The sequence below is a fragment of the Subdoligranulum sp. APC924/74 genome, from assembly GCF_003324125.1.
Taxonomy (GTDB): Bacteria; Bacillota; Clostridia; order Oscillospirales; family Ruminococcaceae; genus Gemmiger; species Gemmiger qucibialis.
Genome location: NZ_PSQF01000080.1, coordinates 1 through 12,556, shown reverse-complemented (window position 1 = coordinate 12,556; position 12,556 = coordinate 1). Strand labels below are relative to the sequence as shown.

Annotated in this window: 9 protein-coding genes and 2 pseudogenes; all 11 read left to right on the top strand. The window is 45.0% G+C overall.

Annotated elements, in window-relative coordinates; genetic code table 11:
* Nucleotides 1-60: 60 nt before the first annotated feature.
* Nucleotides 61-2,700: pseudogene (locus C4885_RS13140) on the top strand (DUF4368 domain-containing protein); the annotation flags it as partial.
* Complete coding sequence (locus tag C4885_RS13135) at nt 2,697-3,041, top strand: TnpV protein (RefSeq protein ID WP_114000768.1); 345 nt, start codon at nt 2,697-2,699, stop codon at nt 3,039-3,041. The pseudogene C4885_RS13140 and the gene C4885_RS13135, both read left to right, overlap by 4 nt.
* 215 nt (nt 3,042-3,256) lie before the next feature.
* The gene (locus tag C4885_RS13125; protein WP_002593327.1) at nt 3,257-5,221 is read left to right on the top strand and encodes a DUF1430 domain-containing protein; all 1,965 of its coding nucleotides are present in this window, start codon (nt 3,257-3,259) and stop codon (nt 5,219-5,221) included.
* Nucleotides 5,218-5,826 (top strand): ATP-binding cassette domain-containing protein, encoded by a 609-nt coding sequence (locus tag C4885_RS13120; RefSeq protein WP_002593328.1) that lies wholly within the window; start codon nt 5,218-5,220, stop codon nt 5,824-5,826. The genes C4885_RS13125 and C4885_RS13120 overlap by 4 nt, the downstream gene beginning before the upstream one ends.
* Nucleotides 5,827-6,146: 320 nt before the next feature.
* Entirely contained in the window at nt 6,147-6,671 is a 525-nt protein-coding gene (locus tag C4885_RS13115; RefSeq protein WP_015516227.1) for a hypothetical protein, read from the top strand.
* 127 nt (nt 6,672-6,798) lie between these two features.
* Nucleotides 6,799-7,158 (top strand): DUF3847 domain-containing protein, encoded by a 360-nt coding sequence (locus tag C4885_RS13110; protein ID WP_015516226.1) that lies wholly within the window; start codon nt 6,799-6,801, stop codon nt 7,156-7,158.
* A pseudogene (mobQ, locus tag C4885_RS17335) lies at nt 7,124-8,140 on the top strand (MobQ family relaxase); the annotation flags it as partial. The gene C4885_RS13110 and the pseudogene mobQ, both read left to right, overlap by 35 nt.
* A gap of 256 nt (nt 8,141-8,396) precedes the next feature.
* Entirely contained in the window at nt 8,397-8,858 is a 462-nt protein-coding gene (locus tag C4885_RS13100) for a hypothetical protein (RefSeq protein ID WP_029732360.1), read from the top strand.
* Nucleotides 8,859-9,293: 435 nt separating this feature from the next.
* Entirely contained in the window at nt 9,294-9,704 is a 411-nt protein-coding gene (locus tag C4885_RS13090; RefSeq protein ID WP_015560007.1) for a sigma-70 family RNA polymerase sigma factor, read from the top strand.
* Between the two features lie 469 nt (nt 9,705-10,173).
* Nucleotides 10,174-10,440 (top strand): DUF6870 family protein, encoded by a 267-nt coding sequence (locus C4885_RS13085; protein WP_110104228.1) that lies wholly within the window; start codon nt 10,174-10,176, stop codon nt 10,438-10,440.
* Between the two features lie 118 nt (nt 10,441-10,558).
* A complete protein-coding gene (locus C4885_RS13080; protein ID WP_014080196.1) occupies nt 10,559-12,241 on the top strand; it encodes a recombinase family protein in 1,683 nt (560 codons plus the stop codon).
* Nucleotides 12,242-12,556: the final 315 nt, after the last annotated feature.

The window sequence follows — 12,556 nt, the reverse complement described above, 5'->3', positions numbered from 1 at the left end:
CTTTGCACTTTCGCACTTTCACGATAATTTGCGTCAATAACTCAAAAAAGCACTTGACAAAACGCTTCATGGGGAACGGAAAAAGACATCAAACCGTTTGTTGATCCGAAGTTTGAAAACAACGTGATTTTGACCGGGACAGAGTTTCTCACGATGAACACCCGTCCGAAAATCCCCGCAAATGCCCGAAACCTGAATTGCTGCATTATCGGCTCGTCCGGCTCCGGCAAAACCCGCTTCTGGCTTACGCCCCAGCTTTTACAGGCTCATTCCTCTTATGTGGTGGTCGATCCGAAAGGTGGTGTGCTGGGACAGGTCGGGGGTTTCCTGCAAAAACGCGGGTACAAAATCAAGGTATTCAACAGCATAGATTTTTCAAAATCCATGCACTATAACCCGCTGGCGTATATCCGCAACGAGGCCGATATTCTGAAATTCGTGGATGCTCTGATTTCCAACACCAAGGGCGAAGGCAAGGAAGGCGATCCATTCTGGACAAAATCGGAAACGCTTTTGTACTGCGCCCTGATTGCCTACATCATTTTCGAGGGACCTGCCGAGGATCGGAACATGAATACCCTTGTGGATATGATTTCCGGCATGGAGGTCAAGGAGGATGACGAGGATTTTATGAACGCGGTGGACTATATGTTTGCCGGGCTCGAAAAGCGTAAGCCGGATTGCTTCGCGGTCAAACAATATAAAAAGTACAAATTGGCCAGCGGTGTTGTATGCTCTAAAAGACTTCTTAATCAAGCAGTTGGGAAGTCTCTTAGAACACACAACCCAAAATCGAAGAAAGGAGCGCAAGTTATGAGAAAAAATGAGAAAATCACAGCTCTGTACGAACGACTGAGCCGTGATGACTTTGGCAAAGATGATGACCAACAGCGTGAGAGCAATTCCATTTCCAATCAAAAGGCTATGTTGGAGGAGTTCGCCGCACGGCAGGGCTTTACAAACATTGTCCATTTCACGGACGATGGTATTAGTGGTACTTGCTTTGACCGTCCCGGATTTTTAGCAATGATGAAAGAAGTGGAAGCCGGGAATGTGGAGTACCTGTGTATCAAGGACATGAGCCGCATGGGTCGTGACTATCTGAAAGTCGGTCAGATTATGGAAATCTTGCGTCAGCGTGGCGTTCGCCTTATCGCCATCAATGACGGCGTGGACAGTGCCAGAGGGGACGATGATTTTACCCCTTTCCGCAACATTATGAACGAGTATTACGCCAGAGACACCAGCCGTAAAATCCGTTCCACTTTCCAGTCAAAAGGCAAGTCCGGCAAGCACCTCACAGGCACGGTCATTTACGGCTATCTCTGGAACGAAGCCAGAGACCAATGGTTGGTTGACCCCGAAGCCGCTGATGTGGTCAAGCGCATCTTTGCCATGACGATTGACGGCTACGGTCCGTATCAGATCGCCAGCAAACTGAAATCGGAAAAGGTGCTTATTCCGTCTGCTTACCTTGCCCAACACGGCGAGGGCGTGAACAAAAACAAGACTTTCAAAGATGTGTACGGCTGGGGTTCTTCCACCATCTGCAACATTCTTGAAAAGCGTGAATATCTGGGACACACCATCAATTTCAAGACCCGAAAGCACTTCAAGGACAAGAAAAGCCATTATGTCCCGGAGGACGAATGGACAATTTTTGAGAATACCCATGAGCCTATCATTGACCAGCAGACCTTTGACCTTGTGCAGAAAATCCGTGGAAATGTCAGACGCTACCCGGACGGCTGGGGCGAAGCAGCTCCCCTCACGGGCTTGCTCTATTGTGCCGATTGCGGCGGCAAGATGTATGTCCACCGCACCAACAACGGCAAGCGCATTTCTCAATATACCTGTTCCCAATACAGCAAAGTCCCAGTTGGAAAGCTCTGCAAGACCCAGCACCGTATCAATGAAGATGTGGTACTGTCCCTTGTCTCTGAAATGCTGAAAGCCATTGCCGAGTATGCCAAGCATGACCGAGCCGAGTTTGTCCGTGTGGTGCAGGAAGCGCAGTCCAGCCAGCAGACCACAGAGGTCAGGAAACAGCGTACACGCCTTGCCACAGCAAAGCAGAGAGTTTCCGAGCTGGAAGTCCTGCTCTGCAAAATCTATGAGGACAACATTTTAGGCAAGCTGTCCGATAGCAGATACGCCACTCTGGACGCTCAATACGAAAAGGAACAGTCCGAGCTTACCGCTGAAATCTCTGTTCTGGAAAAGGCTATCAAGAGCTATGAAACGCACGAAAAGGACGCTGACCGTTTTATCGCTCTGATTGACAAATACGAGAACTTCGACAAGCTGACCATTGCCATGCTCAATGAGTTTATCGAGAAAATCCTTGTGCATGAGCGTGACCGCAAAGGCAGTATACAGACCACACAGGAGGTCGAGATTTACTTCAATTTTGTTGGGCGATTTGTTCCACCGGCGTTTGGCGAAGTGGAGCTTACCCCGGAGGAATTAGAGGAAATCCGCAAGCGTGAGGAACGCAAGGACAGGCTTCATCAGAACTACTTGAAGCGGAAAGCCAGCGGAGCGCAGAAGCGATACGAGGACAAAATCAAGGGGAGAAAAAAGGCAGAAATCGAAGCCAAGAAAGCCGCCATTCGTGCAGAGGACATTGCAAAGGGCGTGTTCGTTCCCGTCAGCAGTTTACCGCAGAGAGAGCCGATGAAAGGAGTGCAATCAGCATGAATATCACTTACACACAGAACGGAGATTACCTTATCCCGAACATCGTTATCCGCAAGACAAAGCCCCTCGGACACTACGGCAGACTTCGCAAAGCGTATTTGGAAATGCACCGCCCGATACTGTTCAATGAGCTGGCGCTATCCGACAAGCTCTTTGAGCATTGCGCCGAGATTGACGAAGCGGCACGAAGCCGCATGGAACTGATCGTGCCAGAGCTGGCAAAGCAGTACGGCGTGACAGAGCAACTGAAAGCTGAAAAACAAATGGAATGGGTGCGGCAGATGAACGCTTGCAAGGCACAGGCAGAGGAGATTGTGAAAGCGGAATTGATTTATGATTGAGCGAGAAAGTCCGGGCAGAAAACTGTTCGGACTTTTCTCATATAGTCCAAAGTTGCGGTAGAATTGTTCACAAGTTTTATGGTATAATTTATGCGAATAAAGAAAACGGAAAATTAGAATCTAACAAGAGAATGTGGTTGTATGAAAAAATCCATATTAGTATTTTGGGCAATCGTGTGTCTGTTACCTATTCAAAGGAGGTTTAAGAATTTTAAATGAAACATATAAGAAATATATTGCTGTTGATTACGATTATTTTTGCTTTTGTTATGCAAGCTGAAGTATATCAAAATATGCTCTGGAACTTTAATGGTGCTTATTATTTATCGTCCAGATACACAACTACTAATGACGATATGGATTCATTTTTAGCCAATGCAGAAGATACAGCTGAGAAGCATGGTGTTCATATTTTTTCGACTTTTAATCAGAGAGTTTCTAATTATCAGACAAGACTTTATATTTATGGTGATGATACCGTTGTTCGGGATAGTCTTAAAAGCACAATGGATATTGAGGAAAAAACATATACGGCTTTGATAGGCGGAATCACCGTAATAGAATTTGAAGATTTTAGAGAAGCAAAAAACACAGGCAATGGACAGGAAATAATGGTCAGCTATATCGGTGACGATGATGACATTATTGCCACATATCAAGATTTGGCAAAAGAATATTCTATATCGCAGCCAGAGTTTTGGCAATCAACCGAAACTGATATGATGTTCATTGTTTGGGGCCTGGTTGCCATATTGATGATTGTACTTAATATGATTGAGGTGATACGCAGACAAAAGGAAGTAGTTGTACGAGCTTCTCTGGGCGAAAATGCTGCTGTGATTGCTCTAAAAGCTGTAGTGGCTGATATGATTTCATATGCTGCATTATTCGTCTTAGCAAAGTTGCTTGTTTCTCAATTTATATCGGGAGCGTATGAAGATCATCTCATTTTGGCAGTGTATTGTGCCGGAGCAGTTCTTTCCGTAATTCCTTATGCTGCTTTTGTCCGCTTTGATGTAAAAAAAGCCTTTGCCAATGCTTCAGATAAAAAAGGTATGTTTTATCTTCTGAACGGTCTTAAAGTATTTGCTACTGCTATGACGATTTTTACAATAACTACAAATCTCAGTAGCATTCAAGGTAATTTACTTACAAACACTACTCTTTTAGAAAATCATTATAATGATTACTATTTTGGAGTTATGCAGATTGAACCTCCTTTTGAAGAAAATGAGGAGGAATCCAAAGAGAGCGAATTTTGGAATGACCTTTACGAAAATGAATACAACACTATAAATCCGGTGGTCTGCATAGGCAGCCGGATAAGCGATACGGATAATTATATTTTTGTAAATCATAATGCCAGAGATATGCTGCAAGGGTTTTCTGATATGCTTACTGAAGATGATGAAAAAGAGGATATCGTGGTCTTCGTGCCAAAGGGAAAAAATGCGGAATCATACAAAGATATCGCAAAAGAGGAAATTGACTCTCTTACCCAAAATGCAGAAGAACTGCGTGTTGTTTATAAAGAATATTCTGGCAGAGAGCAATTTTATTATCTCAATTCGAACAGAGAAGAGGCTATTGACGGATTGTCAAGAGCAACAAATCCGATTGTTATTTATCAGGCAAATGAGGCTGTTGCTTTGAATGGAAGTTATATCGAAACAGGAACATATAATGGTGAGGTGATCTACGGATGCGATGAAAGCACAATTCGTAATGCTGCGAAAAAATATGCAGAACAGCTTGGTCCACACTATTTTATGCTGACGAATGTCGGGGAGGATTATACTTATAGTCATAGTTTTCTCGTGAAACTGATTGGCTTTATAAGCTCTCTTTGCGTATTAGTATTGCTGTTAGATATCGCTATCATCATATCTGAAGTGAAAATGGAATTTAGACTTAATGCGATGGAAATCTCCCTCAAAAAGGTTTTGGGCTATCGCTTTTATGAAAGGCACAAAAGATTTATTTCCGTTAATCTCTTAGAAAATATAGCCGTTGTGATATTGATTTGCATTGTTTCGCTTTTTATATCTAACGCAAGTGTCGGGATTGCTTTACTGGTTGGAGCATTGCTCACCATTATTGAAATGGCAATCATTTTCACAAATGTTATGTGGGTTGAAAAAACAAATATCTCAAAGTCCTTGAAAGGTGGATGTTTATGATTATAATTCGTGGCTTAAATAAAGCATTTGGAGAGAAAATAATTTTCTCCAACTTTAATTTGGAAATTCCGGATGGAAGTTTTGTAGTAATCAGCGGGGATAGCGGCAGTGGAAAAAGCACTTTGCTCAATATGATTGGTGGTATCGAAAAGCCGGATAGCGGCAGTATCATAATCGAAGGGCTGAATATTACCCGGCTTAAAAATAAAAACAGTTTTTTTGCGGATACAGTGGGGTTTCTTTTTCAGAATTTTGCACTGCTTGAAAATAAGACAGTTAAAGAAAATTTAAGTTTGATTAAAAAATCAAGCCGAACTAAAGTATCACTTAAAGAAGCTCTTAATCGTGTGGGGTTATCAAAGGAAGTTAACAAAAAAGTTTATCAGCTTTCCGGTGGTGAACAACAGAGAGTTGCTTTAGCTCGTCTTATGATGAAAAAATGTTCTGTTGTTTTGGCAGATGAACCTACTGGCTCACTTGACAAGAAAAATAGAGATATTGTTATGAGGTTATTGCACGAACTCAATGAAGAAGGTAAAACGGTTATCATTGTTACCCACGATCAGGGTATTATTGAAGATGAACCTTATGTTGTGAAAATCTGAGAGTACCTCTTAGAAATGTCTTGATCTACATTTTATGTAATTTGGGTCAGAAGAAAAGCCCTTTAGGAACTAAAGGGCGCACTTCTATACTCTCTGTCGAGAGTAGTGCGTCCTGCGGAGCTTCATTCTCCGTCAGCAGAAGAAAACTGCATGACCGAGAATGTTGCGTCACTTCGTTCCGTCAAGGTGGCTACACCCCCTTGCGCCGCTAAAGCGGCTATCCCCTGTGGACTTGCCGTCCGCAAACGGTTTTGACAAACCGTTCGCCGCCAGCAAGTTTGAAAATCAAGAATCTTAATTTGATAAAGGAGTGTGATTCTATGAAAAAGAAATTACCCATAATCCTCTTGGGTGTTATTTTGGCTTGTGTGTTGGTTTTCGGTTTCCTTTATGCAAACAATGACATTGGTAAAACCGCAAACAGTTTAGAAGCAGACATTCGCCAATCTCAAAAAATTTTGGATGATTGGATTGTTGATGGAAGCATTTCCGACACAATGGCTGCATTTATTTCTTACCCACAGGACAAGACAGACCACACTTTTTCTGTCTATGTAAATCGCCCTGGCTTGTCTTTTGGATATTTCTTCCGTGGTGGTGGAGATATAGTTGAGGTTGATGATTACATTGCAGAGTTTGTTGTTGAGGGAAATAACGAAAGGGCATTTATCTCAATGAATACCCAAAATATTGTTCGACTTGAAGTAGATGATGGCAACGGCATTCAGGTGATTGATATTGATAGTGGCAAGCCTTTCGCCATTGTCCTGCCCCTCAATGTAGGAAACATCTGTTTCTATGATACGAATGGAAATGTTGTGGAATATCTTCGCCAACAACTTTGACCAACTTCAATTTACCGAACTGAACACAACAACTGAATACCGAAAAACTGACCGTTGACTGGTCGCACTATGCGAAAAGTTGACGGTCTTTTTTTATCCCCAAAATCAAAAAAGGAGGTCAATTACAATGACAAAACCGAAAACCCTCGACCAGCTCCAAGCCGAAAAGGAGCAAGCCGAGACGCAGCTTGCACAGGAACAGCACAAGCTGGAGCGTCTTGAGAATAGAAAGAAGTATCTGGAGAAAGGCGAACGCACCAAGCGCACCCACCGCCTTTGCAATCTGGGCGGCACGGTTGAGAGTCTTGCCCCGGAGGTCAAAGATCTCACACGCACCGAAATGACAGAGCTGATGGAACACATCTTTTCTCTGTCCGAAGTCCAGCGAGCCGTCCGTCACATGGCGATTACTCACACCAACCAAGCGAACAGAGAAAAGGAGTTGAAAGCCGATGGCACTATTTCATCTGAGCGTCACGCAGACTAAGCGAAGCGCAGGACAGTCCGCTATCGCTTCTGCCGCCTACCGTGCCGGGGAGCGATTGTATAGCGAGTATTACGGCGAATACAGCGACTACACCAGAAAGGGCGGCGTGATCTGCTCTGACATTCTCCTGCCGTCCCATGCACCGCCCGAATACGCAGACCGCCAGACCCTATGGAACGCCGTGGAAAAAGCCGAGCGTGGAAAGAACGCCCAGCTTGCATACAGCTTTGACATTGCCTTGCAGAATGAATTTTCCCTTGAGGAAAACATCGCTCTTGCAAGGCAATTTTTGTTGGAGAACTTTGTGAGCCGGGGCATGGTGGTTGACTTCGCCGTACACCAGCCAGACCGTGAGGACGGCGGCATACCCAATCCACATTTTCATGTGCTTTGCCCTATCCGCCCCATCGAGCAGAACGGCAAATGGGGGCTAAAGCAACGCCGGGTGTATGAGCTGGACGAGGACGGCAACCGTATTCGAGACGCAAACGGAAAGTTTGTCCTTTGGGCGGGCGTTGCACTCATGCTCCTATCCGTCCTGCTGACCTTGTTTACCTCTATGGCGAATGATGGTTCCGTTTGGGATTTTGCCTATCTTACAGAACAGGTCATCAAAAACAATATGTCCATGATTTTTCCGATGTGTATCAGCCTAATTGCTGGATATATGATTTCTCGTGAGCAGACGGATGACACATTGAAAAATATTCTGACTGTGCCGATCTCTTTTAAGAAACTGTTGACCGGAAAATTGATTGTGTGCGGCGTATTGTCTATTATTTTCGGGCTGATATGCAGTCTGTTTACAATCATAGCAGAAATGATTGTGGGATTTCCCGGCTTTGAGATTTCCTTAGCTCTAAAAGCAGCCTTGCAGATTACTGCGGTTAATTTCTTTTTATATCTTGCGGTTCTGCCGATTATCGCTCTTACTTGTCGGAGGGCAGGCAGCTTTTTAGTCGGTGTAATCATTGCTTTTGTCTATGGATATGGAGGGATGTTTGCCGCAGGAAATATGACATTAGCAAACCTTTATCCGATTACCGCAAGTCTTGGAATGGTAGGCTACCGTAGCTATGATACCGCAGTCAACTGGAATATCGGAACCTGTTCTTGCAGTCTTGCGCTTGCTGTGGTTATTTCTGCCATCTTGATTTTGTGCATGAAAGAACGAGAAGCAACCCAAACAAAGAAAAAGGCCAAAAAGGTAGCTCCAAAGAAAGGCTGGTGATGATTTTATGAAGAAAATAGTTTTAGCATTAACATTCGTCCTTGTGGGAAGTTTTATGCTTGCTGGCTGTTCAAAAGACGAAATTCTCAATCATTACAATAACATTGTTCAATCTGCGGGCTCCATAGAACTGACAGGGAAATCGTCACTGCAAGGGGAAAAAGAAAAAGGAATTGATGATTATACAGGGACTTATACGGCTGATTATGCGAACTTTTCAGGTACAGAGTATTTGTTCGGAGGAACTTCCATAAAGAGAGAAGCCGGTAAGGAGCTGTCCATTGATTGCACCTTGGAGATTACGGAAGGTACTGCAAAAGTATTTTGGATTTCTGGATCTGATGAAGCAGTCACGTTGATTGAGGCAACCGGAACTTATAGTGACACAATTACACTTCCTGATGGTGGAAATTATATTGGCATTGAATGTGAGAATTTCACTGGAAACATTGAATTAAATATTGAATAATACTCTGCCGGACGACGGCAAAAGAAAAAAAGCCGTCGTAGAGCAGACAATTTGACACGCCCATTTGAAACGGCGGCTTTGATTTCAGAGCCGCCGTTTCTTTGCGTTTACACAAACCTATGACGACTTGCAGGGACACGGTAGCCGATTGGAGGTTAATTTACCGTGTCCTGTTTGCTTTTTCAAAGCTCACATGATCTACAGCAGTTAAAAAAAGCGTAGCTCCCCCATCGGAGCAGTCCGGCTTTGAATGTGAAATTAAACAGTACATAACCGATAATATATTTTCGTGCGCTTGTGTGGCCTTGTGTCGCGCAGGCGTATTTTGCTTTCCAGACTTCGAGACAAAGTGTCCCGAGGTGCGGTGCCGTTCTCCGCCATTACTCCATTTCGTTTCCGACCAACCCCGAACAAACTGAAATGGAGGATTTTACGATGACTACTATCAATCTGAAAGATCTTTATTATTGGTACACGCAGGATCAGCTTATCGAAGTTTCTGACGAGGTTGCCGAGGTATTCAAGGCCGATGCCCGTTATGAAATGGCCTACCAGCGGCGGCTTTCCCGGCACAAGGCGCAGTATTCTCTGGACTGCGATGACGGGATTGAGTATTCCGCTTGCCTGCATGAGCCGACCCCGCAGGAGCTCCTTGAACGGATGGAAACCTTTCTTCGTCTGTGGAACGCTCTCAATTCTCTGCCGGAGATCCAAGGCCGTAGAATTGACGCACATATCATTCTTGGCAAGTCGATTAAGGAAATTGCCGAGGCCGAGGGCGTACATGAGGAGTCTATTCGCCAGTCGATCAAGCGTGGCCTTGAACGCATGAAAAAAACTTTTTGATTTTTTCTTCTTAACCCACTTGGAATTGATGAAAAAATGTCTCGGTTTATGAGAGGAGGTTTTCTTCCTAACGCAAGGGAATAACGGCAACCCTGAGTAAGTACGTGGAGCCAGACGGTGGGTGCGCGGTGACATTTCCCAAAAGAGATTGAGCGAACAACACCAACACTGTAAATGGGCCCGGCCATCCCAAGGCCATGATCCGGCGCTGAACAGGTTGGCTGCCTGTTCCTCCGGGCTTGTCGCTTTACTTGCGTTGAGATCGCCGCACAGAAAATAACGATTGTCTTTGGACAGGCCAAGTAAATATGTGCGGCACTCTCTAATATTCAAAAACTATAATGAACCTCGAGACAAAGTGTCCCAAGGTGGAGTAAGGCAACAGGCCAGCATCCCGGTGGTGCTGGCCTGTTGCGTTTCCCCACCAAACAGCGGGAGGCGTTCTATCAATCTGCGAAGGAGGTTTACCGTGAAATTAACTACACAGAAACTTGAACAAATGAGAAGCGTTGACATTGGCGCGGTGGCTGCCGAGTCCCTGCCTGATGTGAGCGGTATGACCTTTGACAATGCGCTTTCCCGAAAGGAGCGCATCTCTCGATTTTTGCAGACTGTCAAAAATCCATACTGCTTTTGCATCGGTGGTGTTGGCGTGAAAATTGAATTTGCTGAAAGCGGGCCATCTCTCCAAGACAAGCTGACGGATTTCCTGCTGCGGCAAAGAAGCGGGCTGTAACTTCGGTTACAGCTCGTTTTGCTTCTTCGAGACAAAGTGTCCCGAAGTGGAGGCATCCTTGTTGTCCTCCCCGGACAGAGTTATAATATAAGTGTAATGTGATAGGGAAGGAGGAACAATGGCACGAGCAAAAAACAGAGGGTATCAGCAGAGTTTCTCTCCCTCTTACACAATCCGCCGCTGGCGGCTGGGCATCTATATCCGGCTTTCAAAGGAAGATTTGAAAAAAGGAAAAGACGATAGCAACAGCGTAAAGAACCAGCGTGACCTACTGAACGATTTTTACCGACGCAACATTGACGAGTTTGAAAGCATCACGGAATATGTGGATGATGGTCATACTGGAACGGACGCCAACCGTGAAGATTTTCAACGGCTCTTGGCGGATGTCATGAGTGGTAAAATCAACTGCGTTATAGTAAAAGACCTGTCCCGCTTCGCACGAAATTATAGCGATGCCGGAAGTTTGATCGATAACCTGTTTGTTCAAATGGGTGTTCGCTTTATCAGCCTTGCTGAGAATGTGGACAGCTACAAGAACCCCGACAGCGTTTCAAATATCATCGTTCCCATTACAAACGTGATGAACGATAATTACTGCTATCAGACTTCCAAAAAGATCCGGCAGGTATTTGATTACAAACGGCGCAACGGCCAGTATATCGGAGCATTTGCTCCTTACGGCTATGTAAAGCACCCAAAGGACAAGCACAGGCTGATTGTTGATCCCGATGCTGCTGAAAATGTCAAACTCATTTTCACAATGCTTATTCAAGGGTCATCAAAACGTGCTATCGCGCTGTACCTGAACGAACACGGCGTACCGAGCCCCTCGGCTTACAAGGTACAAAAGGGCTTGCCTGTTTCGACAAGAGGGTATGACGATCCTATGTGGGGAGTCCGCATGATCCACTCCATTCTTACCAATCCGACCTACACCGGGGATTTAGCCCAAGGCCGAAGCCGGGTGAAAAGCTACAAGGTACACCAGATTGAAGCTGTTCCACGCGAGGAATGGGTGGAAGTGGCTGGAACGCATGAGGCCATTATCGACTATGAAACTTTCGACAAGGTACAGGCTCTCTTACAGCGTGATACCCGTACTTCCCCGAAAGGCCGTGAGGTACATTTATTCAGCGGCTTTCTGAAATGTGCCGATTGCGGGCGGGCCATTACCCGATGCGTTGGCAAGAACAACAATGTATATTATTCTTGCTCAACCTACAAGAACCGTTCCCGGACAGCCTGCACCATGCACTCAATCAAGCATGAACGGCTGGAGGCTGCTGTTTTGTTCGCTGTACAGCATCAGGTACATTTGGCTGTTTCCTACTCGGAAATCGTCACGCAGATCAATTCCGCTCCAATCAAAAAAAGCCAGTCTTACCGACTGGACGATCTGATAGCTGCAAAAGAGCGGGAACTGACAAAGATAACACGCTACAAGCAATCTCTTTATCAGGACTGGAAAGACGGTGAAATCACCCAGCAGGAATACCGGGATATGAAGGCTGACTATGAACGGCAGACTTCTGATATTTCCGCGGTGCTTACCCGGCTGAACGCTGAACGCGCAGAACTGGCAAACGGTGTGGACAATGAGCATCCCGCACTGGTAGCCTTTATGAAGTATCAGAACATTGAAGCCCTCAACCGTGAAATCTTGGTTGAACTTGTGGACTATATCAAGGTCTATGAAAACGGCAATATCAGCGTGAAATTCAAATTTGCTGACGAGCTCCGCAAGATTGCCGAGTACATTGAAATTAACACTACGGAAGATACCGCAGTAGCGGGCTAACCCCCGCTACAACCCCCTTTGACAGTGTGTTTTCCTAATAGGCGCTAATCATATGCTTTACTCCTGATTGCATATGAAATGTGCACCAAATAGCTGGGCAGCAATTGATTGAGAGATTCTCTTTGAAGATTCCTCAGTTGGTTGTTGTTCGGCTATTTTTTAGCCTTCAGAAAGCCTGCTCCCGCAAAAAGGAGCAGGCTTTCTGTTTGTCCGTTTTTTTGTGGATGCTCCAAACAGTTAAGGCAATACCGCATAATTCTAAGTGCCGATACGGCGAGCGAGGTGCGGCAGATGCCAAGCCAAAAGCGCAGATAA